Raw genomic sequence first — 16,752 nt, 5'->3', positions numbered from 1 at the left:
TTTGACAGACAGGTCAAAAATAAATACAGGAAGTATTGTTTTGTCCCAGGGATAGTAGACAAAACATTTTGGTAGAAATCTACCTAACTCGAAAAACGAGTTTGCAAACACAACATCGCAACAACGAAGCCAATTGATTTATAGAGAAATCAAGCCGTTCAGGCCCGTGTTGCGGGGTGAAATATAGAATTTATCTGGCTGTTCGGCAACGGAGATTTTATAATGTTTCAGATAAAAAAAACTAATCCTATTTGAGGTTCCTTATGTCTCGCAGATTGCCTCCTTTGAATTCTCTTCGAGTATTTGAAGCAGCAGCACGTCATCTTAGTTTTACTCGTGCGGCCGAAGAGCTTTTCGTCACCCAAGCTGCAGTGAGTCACCAGATCAAAGCGCTGGAAGAGTTTCTATCACTCAAGCTATTTCGCCGCAGAAACCGCTCTTTGCTACTCACGGAAGAAGGTCAAAGTTACTTTTTAGACATCAAGGATATTTTTACTTCTATTGCAGAAGCGACCGATAAAGTACTGGAACGTAGTGAAAAAGGTGCTTTGACGATCAGTTTGCCGCCAAGTTTTGCTATTCAGTGGCTCGTGCCACGGTTGGCCGACTTTAACGCTCAGGAGCCAGACATTGATGTCAGGATTAAAGCGGTAGACATGGATGAAGGCTCACTGACTGACGACGTCGATGTCGCTATCTATTACGGACGTGGTAACTGGCCTGGTTTACGTGCAGACAAGTTGTATCAAGAATTTTTGATTCCGCTTTGTTCGCCTTCATTACTATTGGGGACGAAGCCGTTAGAATCTCTCAATGACCTTAGATTACACACTTTGTTACATGATACTTCGCGTAAAGATTGGAAGCAGTTTACTCGCCACTACAACATCGAAGGCATCAATGTAAATCATGGCCCTATTTTTAGCCATTCAACAATGGTGTTACAGGCGGCAGTGCATGGACAAGGTGTTGCGCTAGGAAATAACGTGTTAGCTCAGCCAGAAATGGAAGCAGGACGACTTATCGCACCATTTGATGAGGTGTTGATATCGAAGAATGCGTTCTACGTGGTTTGTCATGAGCAGCAAGCGGATATGGGGCGTATCGCAACGTTCCGTGACTGGATGCTTGCAACAGCGAGAAAAGAACAAGAGGAAGTATTGGATGAGCCAGTGGATAGTTGAGGGGCCGGAAAGCGGACCGTTATTTATTTTTGCCCATGGCGCTGGGGCAGGGATGGAGCACGACTTCATGGCCGCAGTTGCTAAAGGGTTAGTTGAGCAGGGCATTCGTGTCGTCCGGTTTAATTTCCCTTACATGATGAAACGTGCCGAAGATGGCAAAAAGCGTCCGCCAGATCGTGCGCCAAAGCTGCTCGATGCCTACGAAGAAGTGATCACTCACTTTGCTAGTACACCAGTTGTTATTGGCGGTAAATCTATGGGCGGGCGTATGTCGAGTTTGTTGGCTGAAAATACGCTGGTGGCGGGCATTGCCTGTTTAGGTTTTCCTTTTCACCCACCGGGCAAGCCAGAAAACTACAAAGGTGAACATCTGGCAACGCTTGAGAAACCAACACTGATTCTTCAAGGCGAGCGGGATACCTTTGGAAAGCGTGAAGAGTTTGAAAACTTCACGTTATCTGATCAGGTGTCAGTCACTTTTGTACCAGATGGTGACCACAGTTTTAAACCACGCAAGCGCTCGGGGTATACCGAAGAGGGCAATATTGCTTTAGCGGTTGAACACTTAGCGCGTTTTATTAACGAGGTGTACAGTGAAAAGTAAGTGGTTACTCTCCTTTACAGGTTTGTCTGGATTAGTTTCTGTTGCGCTAGGGGCATTCGCTGCCCACGGTTTAAAAGCGACACTTGCGCCGTATCTTCTTGATGTATTTCAAACGGGTGTGCTGTATCAGTTCATCCATACTTTAGCGATCGCATTTTGTGCCATTCTACTGTTGGTGAATTTAGAACAAAAAGCGCAAAAGTATTTTTTCATCGCTGCAATTTGCTTTATCATCGGCATCTTTTGTTTTAGCGGCAGTCTATACGCGCTGGCGCTGACAGGCATTAAATGGTTTGGACCGATTACTCCATTGGGAGGGTTGATGTTTATGATCGGCTGGTGTTTGTTCTTTTTTGCTGCGTTTAATATCAAAGAGGTCTCCAAGTGAAACAACTAATGCTCTATTGCCGTTCAGGCTTTGAGAAAGAGTGTGCTGGTGAAATTCAGGACAAAGCGACACAGTTGGAAGTGTACGGCTTCCCTCGTGTGAAGAAAAACTCAGGTTATGTTGTCTTCGAGTGTTACCAGGATGGAGACGCAGACAAACTGGTAAAAGGTCTCGACTTCAGTTCGTTGATCTTTGCTCGCCAAATGTTTGCTGTTGCAGCCGAATGTGAATCTTTGCCAAGCGATGACCGCATCAGCCCAATTCTTGAGGCGTTGTCTGAAGTCGAAAGCTTCCCTCGTTGTGGTGATCTGCGTATTGAAACGCCGGACACTAATGAAGCGAAAGAGCTACTAAAATTCTGCCGTAAATTTACTGTGCCAATGCGTCAGGCTCTGCGTGGAAAAGGCCTGATGTGGGATAAAGACAACGCTAAGAAGCCAGTATTACACATCTGCTTTGTTGCACCGGGTCATTGTTATGTAGGGTACTCATTCCCGGGTAATAACTCACAATTCTTCATGGGGATTCCTCGTCTGAAGTTCCCGGCAGATGCACCAAGCCGTTCAACATTGAAGCTTGAAGAAGCCTTCCATGTATTTATTCCACGTGAAGAGTGGGATGAGCGTTTGGCTCCGGGTATGTGGGGTGTAGACTTAGGTGCGTGTCCGGGTGGCTGGACCTACCAACTGGTGAAGCGTTCGATGTTTGTTCACTGTGTTGATAATGGCATGATGGCAGACAGTCTGATGGAAACTGGCCAGATCAAACACCACATGGTGGATGGCTTTAAGTTTGAACCAGACCGCAAGAATGTCACTTGGATTGTGTGTGACATGGTTGAGAAACCTGCGCGCGTGGCACATCTTATGGGACAGTGGTTACTAAAAGGTTGGGCAAAAGAAGCCATCTTTAACCTCAAGCTGCCAATGAAAGGTCGTTATGACGAGGTTTTGCAAGATCTTGAAAACCTGAAAATGTTCCTGATTGAGAACAAGGTGAAGTTCAAGCTGCAAGCTAAGCACCTGTACCATGACCGTGAAGAGATCACCATTCACATCCAGTGCTTATCGAACATCTCGCCATACTAATTAAGCGAGTTGAACAGATATTAAAAAAGCTCCTATTTTCAGGAGCTTTTTTATTGGCTGGAACAATTTTATTCGGCTTTGTTTGGCCCAGTAAAGCGAATATCTTGCAGATTGAAGCCAAGCTCAATATCGCATTTTAGTGCTGCGACCTTCTTACATAGGCGGGCTGACTCGATATGCTCATCCAGTTTTTTTCGATACTTTGGTACTAATTCGTCACTGGCGTAAGCTGCTTCAATATCGTCGAATTGGGTCAGAATTTCTTTTGCGGCTTTAGGTCCGATACCCGGAACGCCCGGAACCTGACTCGAGCTGATGCCAGCCAGCCCCCAGTAATCAGCCAACTGACTTGGTTTAACCCCAAACTCTTTTTCAATGAATGGCTCATCTAACCAACGGTGCTGGAAGTAATCTCGGATTTGTAATGTCGGAGAAAGCAGTTGGCAGTAGCCTTTGTCGGTCGAAACAATGGTGACCTTTTCTCCATGCCCAGCGACTTTGGTTGCTAGTGTTGCTACTAAGTCATCGGCTTCATCGCCGTCAGACAGCAATGAGTCAATACCTTGTTCCCACCAAGCTTGCTGAATCGCATCGAGGCCCTGCATTAACGGCTCCGGCATTGGCTTACGGTTTTGTTTGTAGTCCGGCAGTATCTCGGCACGCCAACCTCGGTCTTGCTCATGATGATCAAATACCGCAATGATATGGGTTGGCTGCGCCTCAGACAGGATCCGAGTCAGCGTTCTTTGGGTAGTGGTAATGGTTCTTGCTATGTCAGTGGGATCGGGTTGAGCGGAGTGCACTCGACGGATCAGATTTAGGGCATCAATAATAACAAGATGAATAGACATAATGACTTAGCAATAAAAAAGGGGCGTAATGCCCCTAGTGTAACGAATGCTAGCCTGACTATCGACCATCATTTTCAGGATGAGCGATTCGGTAGCAAGGTTCATAATCGGTGCCACCGGGTAATTTCATCCGATGTTGATCGACGAAGTCTTGCAGTAATTTGTCGAGCTTCTTCATCAGTATTGGTTCGCCATGGATGGTGAACGGACCTTTCGCTTCGATTTCTTTAATGCCTTCCGCTTTTACGTTACCTGCAACAATGCCTGAAAACGCCTGACGTAAGTTTGCTGCGAGAACTTGAGGCTCCTGATCCATATGCAGATCCAATTGCTCCATTGCGTCATGATTTGGCTCAAATGGTAACTGGAAGTGCGGCTCGATTTTTAGTGACCAGTTGAAACTGTAGGCATCGCCTTTTTCTTTCCTATGTGTGCGAACATCGTCCATGCCGCGTTTCATAATTCGGGCAACTTCTGACGGATTATCAATCACGATCTGGTAATGTTTTCGACCTTCTTCTCCAAGCGTGTCACGAATAAATTCATCGATCGCAAGGAAGTAGTCCTCACTTTCCTTAGGCCCAGTCAGTACGATTGGCATTGGTTGATCGGCATTTTCTGGGTGCATCATAATACCCAGAATGTAGAGCAGCTCCTCTGCGGTTCCAGGACCACCCGGAAATATCACAATGCCATGCGCCATACGGACAAAGGCTTCCAGACGTTTTTCAATGTCTGGCATGATCACCAATTCATTCACGATCGGATTTGGCGGTTCAGCCGCGATGATAGACGGCTCGGTCAGGCCTAAGTAGCGCTGCTCGGTATAACGCTGTTTAGCATGGCCGATGGCTGCCCCTTTCATTGGCCCTTCCATCGCACCAGGTCCACAACCGGTACAAATATTCAGTTCTCGTAGGCCTAACTCGTTACCCACTTCTCGGGTGTATTGATACTCTACTGCGTTGATAGAGTGTCCACCCCAGCAAACCACCAGATTAGGGGCGATGCCGGGCGTAAGTGCTCTGGCATTGCGTAAGATACCAAATACCAGGTTAGTAATATGAACAGGATTCGTCAGGTTTAAACGTTGGCTGTCAGCCAAGTGCATATTCACATACACGATATCGCGTAAGACTGAAAACAGATGCTCCTGTATCCCCTTAATCATTTCACCATCGACAAAAGCGTGCTCTGGTGGATCGGTCAACTCTAATTTGATGCCACGTTCACGGCGAAGCACATCAACATCAAAGGATTGGTATCGGTCTAACAGCTCTTTTGAATTATCGGTATGGCTGCCTGAGTTCAAGACCGCTAATGTACAGTTTCGGTAAAGTTGGTAAAGATCACTCGATGCGGTCTTTTTTAAACGCTCAACTTCCAGTTGGGATAGCAAATCCATGCTACCTGCGGGGCTGATATGGGTAATCATAGCGCCTCCTTGTTGTGATTATATTTGAGGTAAAGTACTCCATCACCTTTGGTTTATACGTGTCGTTTGTGAGTGGTGATTGGAAGGCTGGATAATTGAAGCTTAGCAGACTGGAATGGAAGAAATGTGATAACTCGTTGAAAAATGGTGGATATAAGTAAACTTAAGGGATGAAATCTGTTTGTTTGCTTATATTTTGAACGATTCAGCTCCAGTTGAGTTGGTTTTTTCCAAGCTTTTTAGTTTCGCGTACCATTTTTCCGAGACGACCGAGTACCTGCTCCGGAGAGTCAGACTCTCTAAATGAAGTAGAAACCGCGGTTAGGGTGATCATGATGCTTTGCTCTCGGAATTTAAACGGCAGCTGGCCGATTTCACGCTGGATGCTTTTCATTAATTCTAATGTGTACTCTTCCGACTGCTCCGGAATAAGCAAGATAAACTCTTCTCCGCCGAAGCGAGCAACCGTCTCTAATTCGGAGACTCGTTTACTGATGGTACGGGCAATGATTTTGAGTGCTTTGTCGCCGGCGGTATAGCCATAGCTATCGTTTACGGCTTTAAAGTTGTCGACATCAAACATGACCAGACGTAAGTTTCTTTGAGAACGTACCCAGCGTCGGTATTCCAGTTCGAGACGATCGTTAAATGCGGTGCGGTTGTATACCTTGGTCAATGGATCAAGCAGAAGGCGCTGAGTCTGGTCATCCAAGCGGCGGCGGTAGTCTTGTGTGGTTTCAAAGACGGCTTCCAGCTGGTTTTTGCTGTAAGTCATTCGCTCTTGCAATGCTTGTTCACGAGCTTCCGTCATTTCCAAACGTTCCGATAGTGACGCCATTTTAGCCAGCAGTGGTGCCATCTCTTTCTTGAGCTCTGATAAATCCTGAGCTTGATTCAACGAGCGTTGACTGCGCTCAACCAAACTATTCATTTCCGAGTTTAGCTCGTGGCGGTGCTCAAAATAGGTTTGATGCTGATCGGCGTTTTGATGGATGGTTTTCAGGTTACTTGCAAGGGCTGTATTGAGTTGGTCGAGAAATTGACTGGAGGTTTCTCGTTCAAATTTAGTGGCTTCTACCACTAACTTTAAGGTTACCAGAGTTAGTTCCACTAAAGACTCTGCATTCACTCCCATCAGGAGCTTAGCGCGGATATCGAGTAGTTTTTCGCCACACTCACCCTCAAAATCCAGTTCCGTAATGGTATGCTGCAGATCGCTCGCAAGAGACTCAAGCTGAGACTTCTCTGGAGTGTTCTCAAATTCGGTTAAATGTAAACGTGAGTTAGAAGCGATGATTTTCAGCGCACGTTCATAAATACTGAGCAGTTTGGTCGCTTGATCGACATTAGTCACAGAGTTCGCTTCAGAAAAGCTCATCAGATTACGCAGTTCGCGCTTTAGTTGGGCGGGTAAACCGGTCACTCGTTGCAGCGTTTCACCACTGCGTTTGATTTGTTCGTCGAGATGGTCGCTCTGTTTTTCCATGGTTCTGGATTGCTGTTTAAGCTTTCTCTCTAATATCGCCAAACGAGGGATTAACGCACTGATATCCGTTTTATGCTGTAGCTCTTGCTGAATCTCTGACAAGTAGCTGGATAGTTGCGCATCAGAACCGGGACATGCAGACGATAAAGACGCCAGAACTCGTTTAAGGATTTGTTGCTCACGTTTAAACTTCAGCGAACTATCGCGATGTGTCAGTTTAAGTTGATCAAGTTGACAACTTAACTGATGCAGCTGTGCCTGAATATCGGATTCCAAGATTCCCATGAAACGACTACGTTTAAATCCATGTGAGATGACGGTCACTTGATAATAACAAAAAACCTAATAGCGTCATCAGTTATTAATCCTAAGTGGCGCTTAATTATCCATTTTTTAATATTTTCTTGATGTCATCCTCATTCTTGTATGAAGAGTGAATCTTGATTAACCCTTGATTGATAGCGTGCTGACACGCTTTTCTTATGTCGCCGGTTGCAAAGCTTGCTGCTGGCGCGTTATCAATGGCTTTGAGGAATACCCAATGGCTTTGTTTATCTTGCAAGCTGATTTCTCGCGCAATATGCGTTGCGAGTAGGAGTAAATCCAGCAGCTCTGCATCATTAATTGCCGTGTAGGCTCGTGGCAGGAACGGGTAGTCACTGATTCCCATGCGAATAGTACGATTAACATTATGCTGATTCGCAAAGTCATCCACCCAAGCCTGAAACTTATCAAACATCATTTCTGCTGACGCATCTCTATCAGCGTTGGGTTCGATGTAAAGTAAGTTCGCATCTGAGAAGTGATACAAACGAGCGGGCTTTTTGATCTTTTCTGCCAGGAACTCACCAAACGCTCGCTCTAACTCCAGCCCTGCTTTGTAACCATTTTGAACGTACATACTGCGTAAGAAAGGCAGGTCGATCATCACAAAGCGCAGACGGTCATTGAGAGGCTCGTGGATTAACTCACCAAGCTGCCACTGTTCGAAGGTGTCACTCGATTTCTTCAAAGAGCGCGACAGTTTTACATTCAACATGCGTAAGTTATTCAGGCGAGAGCGTGAGTGGGTGAACAGGTCATTACGTAGTTTATCTATCTGACCTGACTGGCGCTGAATGATGACGCCACGGCGCATGATGAACAAAAACATCACTAAGACGGTAATAAACAGAGCGAAAGAGATTTTTTGGAATTTACGGTGTTCTCCTTCGACTTGTGCCAAGCGTTCGGTTAGTCCTACATAGTGAATAGTCTGCTCTGCGAACTCTTTTTGCTGACGGAATGCATCTTCGCTGATCTGGTTTAACTGCACCTGCTCCAGTTTTACTAAGTTGGTGTATTTTTTATACGCCTGTAGCGAAAGCTGGTATTCACCTGCCTGTTCATAACCCAGTCCAAGATAACGGTAAGACTGCTGCTTGATAAAGTTATTTCCTGTAGCCGTCGCGTCAATGAACATAAGCGCTTTTTGCGCGTTTTCAATTACGCTTTTACTGTCATTCTGATGATAAGCCAGACCCGAGTGAAGTAGGGCAGCTTTGGCCTTAAGCGCTGGAATGTCGGCATATTCGAGCAATTCAGTCGAGCTATCCAGATATTGCCCCGCCAGAGCGTAGTTATAGAGTTGAAGGTAAGTCGCGGCAAGGCTCAGACGAATATTGATCATACGGTTGATACTTTTACTCGTACTCTCGTGATCCAATACATTGAAGTAGTGGACCAGTGCCAAGTTAAATTTACCCTGATAAAAGTAAATGTCACCCATCTGCTCAAGCACATCCGCCAGGATAGGTGAGTTTGGGTAAGAGTCATAAAAGTCTGCAGCCTGAGATAAGTACTCGACTGCTTTATCGTATACGCGTCGCTCTTGGAATAGTCTTGCCAGTAATCGGTTTACTTTGGCCAGCCTGGCCCCACTATCGCTTTCAATCGATTGCCAGTAACCGTATAAAAGCTCAGAAAGCGCAAGGTTGTATTTTTTCTCGTTGAGGTAAAACTCGCCAACCGTGGTGTAGTAATCGATGAGTGCCAAGCTGGAGCGAGTTTGTTCCAGCATCTCTTTTGCTTCGGCATAATAACTTTCTGCTTTGACACTATCACCACGATAGGAGGCTAAAAGCGCACGTTGCATGACCAAGCGATAACGAATGCTATCAGCACGCTGTAAAACGGCATCCTCTTGATTAAGCGTATTCTCTATTTGGTCCAGAGCTTCTTCCGCGGCAGCGTAATTTTTATTTCCAGTCCAGATCATCTGGTTTCGGATCAGTTGCACATCCAGATACAGGTATGGAAGCTCGTATTTTTGTGCCAGAGTTTGCGCTTCATTGAGGCTTTTGATTGCTGCACTGACATCCCCCAAAGCGAAGTTTGCTTGGGCAATAATTTTATGTGCTTCGATGGTGCTGTTCGGGGTTCGGATGCTACGGTCGGTTTCTTCACGAGACATGGCAGAAGGACCATCACTTTCACTGCGTTCTATCAACTCTCGCTGTAAAAGGTAGTTGGTTGCAGCTTGTCTTGCTTGTGAAGGATCGATTTCTGCCAGTTGTTGGGCTTCATTAAGTAAAGTGGAAGATAAAATGGTCGCGTGAAGCGGCTGTGCCAGCAGTAAGCAGAAAAAGCCAATCAATTTGAATAGACGCGATCTGTCCCAAAACATCCTTTCGTTCCCTCGAACCGGTTTAGATTTTTTGATAATACCATGCTTAGGTATTAAAAACGTTCGGCAATCCAATAGATTGCCGAACTTGTTTCTGCTACTAAATAATTACTGACGAGCCATGCGGTGGTTGTGCTCTGGCTTGGCGTTCTCGGTGGAGCGGTAAGGGTTGATATCCAAACCACCACGGCGAGTATAGCGAGCAAACACGGCCAGTTTACTTGGGTGACAATATTTCATCAGGTCAGTGAAAATACGCTCGACACATTGCTCATGAAACTCATTGTGCTCACGGAAAGAAACGAGGTAGCGCAGCAGCTTCTCACGGTCTAGCTTCGCGCCCTGATAGCGAATTTCAACGCTGCCCCAGTCTGGCTGGTTGGTGATCAGGCAGTTTGATTTCAGCAAGTGGCTATGTAGCGTCTCTTCGACTTCCTCGTCACCAGCAGCGCCTTCCAGTAAGGATGCATCAAAATCGTAGCTGTTGATTTCAATGTCTTGATCATCAATACATTCACCTTCCATCGTGACGATAGGCTGATTGGTGTAATGAGTGACCGGGTTTACTTCAACAATGACTTGTTCACCAGCGCAAGCCGAAAGATCCTGTACTAAACGCTCGGTCACGTCTTGCCAACTTGCAAAACGGGTTTGGTTGTAACTGTTCAGGTACAGCTTAAATGACTTGGACTCAATTAAGTTAGCGCTGGTCGCAGGAATGTACACTTCTGCAACGGCCACTTGTGGCAGGCCTTTGCTATTGAGCCATGACAGTTCATACAAGGTCCAGATGTCATGACCCATAAACGGCAGCGCTTCACCTAATTCAAGATCATCGCGGTTAAGGCTACGCGGTACAGGTTGCAGCAAGCTCGCATCATATTGGTTCGCGTACTCGGTCTTTTTACCCAGAGTCAGCCCTGCGAGCTCCTTAGCGTTGGAATATTTGCTCATACTTTGTGGTCGTTTTCGATTAGAATGGAGAGAATTTTACTGAATCCGCTGATTAATTGCTATCTGGCAAATATTGCAGGCAGATAAACAAGGAATAGGAGACCTTCATGACCCAAACCGTTACTCAGGCGCTACAAGATTTTAGCCTACGCTATCAACAAGCTTGGCAAAATAAGCACAATGAATTGCCACGCAGTGAAGAGCTTGCTGATCTTGTATCTCCATGTGTTGAAGAGAAACGAGATGGGGCGGTCTTATGGAAAGCGTGTCTGCGTGAAGAGCAAGCTGATTTCACCAACGTTGAAAATGCGATTGAGCTGACACTGCATGATGACATTAAAACTTTTTATGGTTCGCAATACAGCGCAGACATGGAAGCGACCTGGAAGGGTAACGAACTAACGTTGTTGCAGGTGTGGAGCGATGATGATTTTGATCGTCTGCAAGAAAATATTCTTGGTCATCTGGTGACACAGCGTCGCCTGAAGCTTAAACCAACCGTTTTTATTGCTGCAACAGACGCAGAGCTGGATGTTATTTCTATCTGTAACTTGACGGGCAATGTCATTCTTGAGCGTCTGGGTACTTCTCAGCGTGATGTTCTTGCCGATAATGTCAGTGAGTTCCTGACCAATTTAGAAGCTGCGGTGTAAACATGTACGTTGTTGAATTGCAGTTTGAGTGTTTTGATAACACTACCGTAAGCGCGGTTGATAAGGCGATTAATGGGTTAATGGACGCATTGCGTTATAACGGCCAGGTACTTGGTCGTGAGTTTCCTATTGTGATGGGCGATGGCGAGTTTTTTGTGCGTGTGGTTTGCCCGGAGCAGGACAGCCTACACCCGCGTTACCATTCAGACTTTGTCAAAGTGTGTATGAATCGTTTGTCGGAAGCCTCTTTGCTCGCGCCGAAAATGCGCTTGCTTGGTCGTGATCTGAACTCTGAACAAGCAGCAGAAGAAGAGACACCAAGCTGGCAGGTGCTTTATACCACTTACGTACATACTTGTTCGCCACTGCGAAGCGGTGAAACCTTATTACCAATCCCTTTGTACCGCAATGATCCAACACTCAACGGCGACCATAAAGCGGTCATTAAGTGGCAAACGGAATGGCAGGCGTGTGATGAAATTCAAATGGCGGGCGGATGCCGTGCTGAGCATGCCGCGCTGCACGAGATATGTGATTCTGACAGTGTCCTGTTTCGCCGTGGTTGGGATTTACGTGGCCGTATTGAATACATCACTAAAATTCCGACGTACTACTATCAATACCGCGTTGGTGGCCAGTCACTTGAAAGTGAAAAAGCACGTAAGTGTCCTAAGTGTGGTGGTGACTGGCTATTAGACGAGCCCTTGCATGACATCTTCTACTTTAAGTGCGATGACTGCAGAATTGTTTCGAATATCTCTTGGGACCATCTCAAGTAACGGTTTTTGTATCTCCTGCTGAATCGAAAAGAAAAAGGGCTGATGTTTTCACATCAGCCCTTTTTGTAATGGTCAGCAGAGATGTTTGCTAAGACGGGTTATATTACCAGCCTTTTACAACGCCGCCTTTGAATAGCTCTTTCGCTGCTTCGTAAACTTCTTCAGTTTGGTAAGCTTTCACGAAGTTTTGTACGTTCTCAGCGTTAACGTTCTCTTCACGCGCTACAACTAGGTTTACGTATGGAGATTCTTTGTCTTCAACGAACACACCGTCACGCTCTGGAGACAGATCGATAGAGCTTGCGTATGTTGTGTTGATGATAGATAGCGTTACATCGTCTAGTGAACGTGGAAGTTGTGGCGCTTCAAGTTCGATGATTTCGATGTTTTTAGGGTTGCCAACGATGTCACGTACCGTTGCAAGCAGACCAACGCCGTCACGTAGTTCAATCAAACCTTGTTGTTGTAGAAGGATCAGTGCGCGACCTAGGTTAGTTGGGTCGTTTGGTACTGCGATACGCGCGCCATCTTGGATTTCATCAACAGATTTAACTTGCTTTGAGTAACCAGCGATTGGGTAAACGAATGTGTTACCTGCGATAGCCAGTTTGTAGCCACGGTCTTTAATCTGTTGATCAAGGTATGGCTTGTGTTGGAATGCGTTAGCGTCAACTGAACCGTCGTCTAGCGCTGCGTTTGGTGTAACGTAATCAGTAAATGTCACCAACTCAACGTCTAGGTTGTACTTTTCTTTTGCGATTTTAGCTGCAACTTCCGCAACCTGTGCTTCAGCGCCAGCAATAACACCCACTTTTACTTTGTTCACATCAACTTCTTTATCACCACAACCAGTAAGTGCTAGAGCAGAAGCGGCTGTTACGACAGTCAAAAGACCTTTAAGGCTAAATTTCATCGGTATCTCCTTATAATTTATGTAATTTGATGCTTATCTGTGATCCACGCGGCGTACCACTGCGTCGCCGATAGACTGAATAATTTGTACTAGAACAATGAGCATGACGACGGTAACAGCCATGATTGTCACATCGTAACGGTGGAAACCGTAACGGATTGCAACGTCTCCCAGACCACCGCCGCCAACGGTACCTGCCATTGCAGAGTAGCTGACCAAGGTTACGAGTGTAATTGTCACTGAGTTAACAATAGTCGGCATTGCTTCAGGTAGCAGAACTTTTGTAATGATTTGTACAGGTGTGGCACCCATAGATTGTGCCGCTTCCACTAAGCCAGTTGGTACCTCAAGTAGGGCACCTTCGATAAGGCGCGCAACAAACGGAATGGCACCAATGGTGAGCGGTACGATTGCTGCGGTTGTACCAATAAAGGTGCCGACCAGCATTTTAGTCACTGGGATAATTGCAACCATCAGTACAAGGAATGGCACAGAACGGCCCACGTTAACAATCGCGCCTAGAATGCTATTAAGCTTAGTGTTCTCTAGCAAACCACCTTTTTTAGTGATGTGCAAAATAACGCCTAAAGGAATACCAATAGCAAAGCCGACAATACCCGCAACTGCAACCATGTATACCGTTTCCCAGGTTGCCCCAAGAAGTAGATTGCTATTTAGGCTCAGCCATTCAGAAGCCGTATTAAAGGACATAACCAAGTACCTCTACTTTCACGTTGTGCTCACGCAGGTATTCGATTGCTGCGTTGTCATCTTGTTCATTACCAAACAGTTCAGCGACCATCATGCCGAATTTCACGCCACCGGCGTAATCAAGATCTGAACTTAGGATACTTACATCAATATTGTATTTGCGTGAAATCTGAGACATCAATGGAGCGTCAACCGTTGCGCCAGTGAACTCCATACGGACTAGCGGGTAGCTGCCCTCAACACGACTTGATTGAAGTCGAGCCTGGTAATCTTCAGGAATAGACAGATCCAGAGTCGAACGAATGAACTCGTGCGCCAGTTCTGTTTTCGGGTGAGCAAAAATTTCACCCACGGTGCCTTTCTCAACCAGTTCACCACCACCGATGATCGCCACTTCGTGACAGATGCTTTTAACCACTTCCATTTCATGAGTGATTAGCAAAATAGTGATGTTGAGTTTACGGTTGATCTTCTTTAATAACTCAAGGATTGATTGAGTCGTTGCCGGATCCAATGCGCTGGTGGCTTCGTCACAAAGTAGAACGCTTGGATCAGAGGCTAATGCACGAGCAATGGCTACACGCTGCTTTTGGCCGCCACTTAAGTTCGCTGGGTAGCTTTCATGTTTGTCTTCTAATCCTACTAGTTTCAGTAGTTCAGTGACTTTCGCATTGATATGCGATTTATCTTTACCTGCGAGTTCAAGAGGTAGTGCAACGTTATCGAAAACGGTACGAGACGACAGCAGGTTAAAGTGCTGGAAAATCATGCCGATATTACGACGTGTTTCTACTAGTTGTGTTTTGCTTAGTTTGGTCAGGTCAACGCCATCTACGATGATGGAGCCAGAGGTCGGAGCCTCTAACATGTTCACACAGCGAATCAGAGTACTTTTACCAGCACCTGACGAGCCGATCACCCCAAAGATGGTGCCCTTGGCGATATGTAGGTTAATGTCTTTCAGAGCCAGAATTTCTTTGCTGCCCTGGTAGAACACTTTATTGACGTTTTCTATTTCTATCATGTTTCAACCTGCATAGAGATATGGGGAACTTCGTTGTCAAAAACGGCTTTTGACAGAACTTAATTTTGAGCTCTATCTCAATTTTCAGTTGATGCTATGGGTTAAGATGATTTAAGTCAATAGATATTTTTACGTCTAGACGTCTAAATGTGCAAACGTTCTGATATCGGAACTTGGTTCTGTCAGAGGTGTATTTTCGAACATAAGATGAAAGCCCCCGAGATTCAACGATTCTTGAGACGTAGCGTGCTGATTTGTCTCAATGTCAATCTAAATAGATAGTGTTGAAGCTTATAAGGTATGTAATAATCTGCTTAAACCGAGCTAATAGAGAAATACGTTTTGGCAAAACCTGCTGTTTTTATCGACCGTGATGGCGTGATTAACGTCGATCATGGTTACGTTCATGACGAACATGATTTTGAGTACATTGACGGTGTGTTTGAAGCGACGAAAGCGCTGAAAGACCAAGGTTACATGTTGGTTCTTGTGACGAATCAATCTGGTATCGCACGCGGTAAATTCAGTGAAGACCGATTTTTATCTCTGACTCAATGGATGGATTGGAACTTTGTTGATCACGGCGTTGAGTTTGACGGCTTCTATTACTGCCCGCATCACCCTGAAGAGGGGATTGGCGAATACAAGCAAGATTGCGACTGCCGTAAGCCAAAGCCGGGTATGTTCATTTCTGCACGTGACTTCCTGAAGATCGACATGGAAAAATCGGTCATGATTGGCGACAAAGCGGAAGACATGATGGCAGCAGAAGCAGCTGGCGTAGGGACCAAGATTCTTGTACGTACCGGCAAACCAATTACTGAGCAGGGTGAAGCGCTAGCGACTGTAGTATTAGATAGCATTGCTGACGTTCCTGCATATTTAAACAAATAACATTATCGCTGTATTTTTAAAGGGAAGCACTGGCTTCCCTTTTCTCTATTTGTTGTTAAAGTTCATTTACCTAAGTTTCTACCCACTTTAGTTTGATCACCTATGAACAAAAAACTCACCATTCTTGATATCGCAAAACTGGCTGGCGTTGGTAAGTCGACGGTAAGTCGTGTGCTCACGAACGATCCCAAGGTAAAGCCAGAAACGCGTGAGAAGGTTGAAAAAATCATTCGTGATTCAGGTTATGTTCCTTCTAAATCCGCTCAGTCGATGCGTGGAGGAAGTCAAAAGGTGGTGGGCGTGATCATTTCTCGTTTAGATTCACCATCAGAAAACCAAGCCGTAGGCACCATGCTTCGTGAGTTATATTCTGCTGGTTATGATGTGGTGATCATGGAAAGCCAGTTTGATCGCCAAAAAACCATTGAGCATCTTGAGGTTCTTAGACGTCGCAATGTAGATGGCGTGATTGTATTTGGTTTTACAGGTTGCGATGAGAAGGCCCTCGCTGAGTGGGGCAGTCGTATTGTGGTGATTGCCATGGATACGAATGAGGTTTCCTCTATTAATTATGATAACCAAGGCATTATCGATATGGCGCTTTCTCACTTAGAGCAGCAATCGCTTTCTCGTATTGCCTATATCGGTGTGGATTCTGATGACAGAACCACGGGGTTTGCCCGTTTGAATGCTTACCAGTTGTGGTGCCAGAGCAGAAATATCCTGCCTTGCTTTAAGACCGGAGCACTTAGCCATGAGAGTGCTTATCAGTTGGTCGATCACGTATTACAACAAGACACCCAAGCCATTGTTTGTGCCAGTGATACGCTTGCACTTGGGGTTATTAAACGTCTACAAGAGTTAGGGCGCGAAGATGTTGTCGTCACTGGCGTGGGCGGCAATGAACTCCTTTCTTTTCTTTTCCCGAATATCTTCAGTGTCGATCCTGGTTATACGCATGCAGGCAAAAAAGCCGCTAACATGCTGATTAATCAGTTGAGCGGCAATGACTCTTTACTCCACTTCACCCAGAAACCTGTCAGCCACCACGGTTAGATATATATGCCATAGTCGCATAATGAGTGTTCTGCTCTAGACTTAGTTTGTGATCCTTTTCAATTAA

General features: G+C 45.6%; 16 protein-coding genes. 8 read left to right on the top strand and 8 right to left on the bottom strand.

What is annotated here, in order from left to right:
• Window positions 1–263: 263 nt before the first annotated feature.
• Genes V1U08_RS19600 through rlmM form a run of 4 tightly spaced genes read left to right on the top strand, consistent with a single transcriptional unit; the run spans window position 264 to window position 3,264 of the window.
• On the top strand, window positions 264–1,184 hold the full coding sequence (locus tag V1U08_RS19600; protein ID WP_014231022.1) for a transcriptional regulator GcvA: 921 nt from the start codon (window positions 264–266) through the stop codon (window positions 1,182–1,184).
• Entirely contained in the window at window positions 1,165–1,788 is a 624-nt protein-coding gene (locus tag V1U08_RS19595; RefSeq protein WP_239949587.1) for an alpha/beta fold hydrolase, read from the top strand. Before V1U08_RS19600 ends, V1U08_RS19595 begins: the two co-directional genes overlap by 20 nt.
• On the top strand, window positions 1,778–2,176 hold the full coding sequence (locus V1U08_RS19590) for a DUF423 domain-containing protein (RefSeq protein WP_014231024.1): 399 nt from the start codon (window positions 1,778–1,780) through the stop codon (window positions 2,174–2,176). Before V1U08_RS19595 ends, V1U08_RS19590 begins: the two co-directional genes overlap by 11 nt.
• A complete protein-coding gene (gene rlmM, locus V1U08_RS19585) occupies window positions 2,173–3,264 on the top strand; it encodes a 23S rRNA (cytidine(2498)-2'-O)-methyltransferase RlmM (RefSeq protein WP_065302042.1) in 1,092 nt (363 codons plus the stop codon). The genes V1U08_RS19590 and rlmM overlap by 4 nt, the downstream gene beginning before the upstream one ends.
• 68 nt (window positions 3,265–3,332) lie before the next feature.
• Here the strand turns inward: rlmM and xni are convergent, their stop codons facing one another.
• The 5 genes from xni to queF form a co-directional block, all read right to left on the bottom strand.
• Window positions 3,333–4,115: a flap endonuclease Xni gene (gene xni, locus V1U08_RS19580; protein WP_065302043.1), complete on the bottom strand. Its 783-nt coding sequence runs from the start codon at window positions 4,113–4,115 to the stop codon at window positions 3,333–3,335.
• A gap of 58 nt (window positions 4,116–4,173) precedes the next feature.
• A complete protein-coding gene (gene ppnN / locus V1U08_RS19575; protein WP_014231027.1) occupies window positions 4,174–5,550 on the bottom strand; it encodes a nucleotide 5'-monophosphate nucleosidase PpnN in 1,377 nt (458 codons plus the stop codon).
• A gap of 205 nt (window positions 5,551–5,755) precedes the next feature.
• Complete coding sequence (locus V1U08_RS19570; RefSeq protein ID WP_014231028.1) at window positions 5,756–7,321, bottom strand: GGDEF domain-containing protein; 1,566 nt, start codon at window positions 7,319–7,321, stop codon at window positions 5,756–5,758.
• Between the two features lie 97 nt (window positions 7,322–7,418).
• On the bottom strand, window positions 7,419–9,701 hold the full coding sequence (locus V1U08_RS19565; protein ID WP_065296431.1) for a tetratricopeptide repeat protein: 2,283 nt from the start codon (window positions 9,699–9,701) through the stop codon (window positions 7,419–7,421).
• A gap of 108 nt (window positions 9,702–9,809) precedes the next feature.
• Window positions 9,810–10,655, bottom strand: coding sequence for an NADPH-dependent 7-cyano-7-deazaguanine reductase QueF (queF, locus tag V1U08_RS19560; protein ID WP_330471287.1), 846 nt, complete (start codon window positions 10,653–10,655; stop codon window positions 9,810–9,812).
• A 107-nt stretch (window positions 10,656–10,762) separates the two neighbouring features.
• Here queF and syd point away from each other — a divergent pair, with 107 nt between their 5' ends.
• The gene (gene syd / locus V1U08_RS19555; protein ID WP_014231031.1) at window positions 10,763–11,308 is read left to right on the top strand and encodes a SecY-interacting protein; all 546 of its coding nucleotides are present in this window, start codon (window positions 10,763–10,765) and stop codon (window positions 11,306–11,308) included.
• A gap of 2 nt (window positions 11,309–11,310) precedes the next feature.
• Window positions 11,311–12,087, top strand: a complete 777-nt coding sequence (locus tag V1U08_RS19550) for a Zn-ribbon-containing protein (protein WP_014231032.1) — start codon at window positions 11,311–11,313, stop codon at window positions 12,085–12,087.
• A 103-nt stretch (window positions 12,088–12,190) separates the two neighbouring features.
• Here V1U08_RS19550 and V1U08_RS19545 read toward each other — a convergent pair whose 3' ends face one another.
• Genes V1U08_RS19545 through metN form a run of 3 tightly spaced genes read right to left on the bottom strand, consistent with a single transcriptional unit; the run spans window position 12,191 to window position 14,735 of the window.
• Window positions 12,191–13,000, bottom strand: coding sequence for a MetQ/NlpA family lipoprotein (locus V1U08_RS19545; RefSeq protein ID WP_014231033.1), 810 nt, complete (start codon window positions 12,998–13,000; stop codon window positions 12,191–12,193).
• Between the two features lie 33 nt (window positions 13,001–13,033).
• Window positions 13,034–13,711: a methionine ABC transporter permease gene (locus V1U08_RS19540; protein WP_014231034.1), complete on the bottom strand. Its 678-nt coding sequence runs from the start codon at window positions 13,709–13,711 to the stop codon at window positions 13,034–13,036.
• Window positions 13,701–14,735: a methionine ABC transporter ATP-binding protein MetN gene (gene metN / locus V1U08_RS19535; RefSeq protein WP_014231035.1), complete on the bottom strand. Its 1,035-nt coding sequence runs from the start codon at window positions 14,733–14,735 to the stop codon at window positions 13,701–13,703. The genes V1U08_RS19540 and metN overlap by 11 nt, the downstream gene beginning before the upstream one ends.
• Window positions 14,736–15,077: 342 nt before the next feature.
• Between metN and gmhB the strand changes: the two genes are divergently transcribed.
• Entirely contained in the window at window positions 15,078–15,629 is a 552-nt protein-coding gene (gmhB, locus tag V1U08_RS19530) for a D-glycero-beta-D-manno-heptose 1,7-bisphosphate 7-phosphatase (protein WP_014231036.1), read from the top strand.
• Between the two features lie 102 nt (window positions 15,630–15,731).
• Window positions 15,732–16,685, top strand: coding sequence for a trehalose operon repressor TreR (gene treR, locus V1U08_RS19525; RefSeq protein ID WP_065302047.1), 954 nt, complete (start codon window positions 15,732–15,734; stop codon window positions 16,683–16,685).
• Window positions 16,686–16,752 lie beyond the last annotated feature (67 nt).

The sequence above is a fragment of the Vibrio sp. YYF0003 genome, assembly GCF_036350715.1.
Classification (GTDB): Bacteria; Pseudomonadota; Gammaproteobacteria; order Enterobacterales; family Vibrionaceae; genus Vibrio; species Vibrio natriegens.
This window is presented reverse-complemented; position numbering and strand designations above follow the sequence as displayed.

What these genes read in the sequence shown, in the direction of transcription:
- xni (WP_065302043.1), bottom strand. Translation starts at nt 4,115, where the DNA reads ATGTCTATTCATCTTGTTATTATTGATGCCCTAAATCTGATCCGTCGA.
- V1U08_RS19545 (WP_014231033.1), bottom strand. Translation starts at nt 13,000, where the DNA reads ATGAAATTTAGCCTTAAAGGTCTTTTGACTGTCGTAACAGCCGCTTCT.
- queF (WP_330471287.1), bottom strand. Translation starts at nt 10,655, where the DNA reads ATGAGCAAATATTCCAACGCTAAGGAGCTCGCAGGGCTGACTCTGGGT.
- treR (WP_065302047.1), top strand. Translation starts at nt 15,732, where the DNA reads ATGAACAAAAAACTCACCATTCTTGATATCGCAAAACTGGCTGGCGTT.
- V1U08_RS19550 (WP_014231032.1), top strand. Translation starts at nt 11,311, where the DNA reads ATGTACGTTGTTGAATTGCAGTTTGAGTGTTTTGATAACACTACCGTA.
- V1U08_RS19595 (WP_239949587.1), top strand. Translation starts at nt 1,165, where the DNA reads ATGAGCCAGTGGATAGTTGAGGGGCCGGAAAGCGGACCGTTATTTATT.
- V1U08_RS19600 (WP_014231022.1), top strand. Translation starts at nt 264, where the DNA reads ATGTCTCGCAGATTGCCTCCTTTGAATTCTCTTCGAGTATTTGAAGCA.
- syd (WP_014231031.1), top strand. Translation starts at nt 10,763, where the DNA reads ATGACCCAAACCGTTACTCAGGCGCTACAAGATTTTAGCCTACGCTAT.
- V1U08_RS19570 (WP_014231028.1), bottom strand. Translation starts at nt 7,321, where the DNA reads ATGGGAATCTTGGAATCCGATATTCAGGCACAGCTGCATCAGTTAAGT.
- ppnN (WP_014231027.1), bottom strand. Translation starts at nt 5,550, where the DNA reads ATGATTACCCATATCAGCCCCGCAGGTAGCATGGATTTGCTATCCCAA.
- metN (WP_014231035.1), bottom strand. Translation starts at nt 14,735, where the DNA reads ATGATAGAAATAGAAAACGTCAATAAAGTGTTCTACCAGGGCAGCAAA.
- V1U08_RS19540 (WP_014231034.1), bottom strand. Translation starts at nt 13,711, where the DNA reads ATGTCCTTTAATACGGCTTCTGAATGGCTGAGCCTAAATAGCAATCTA.
- V1U08_RS19565 (WP_065296431.1), bottom strand. Translation starts at nt 9,701, where the DNA reads ATGTTTTGGGACAGATCGCGTCTATTCAAATTGATTGGCTTTTTCTGC.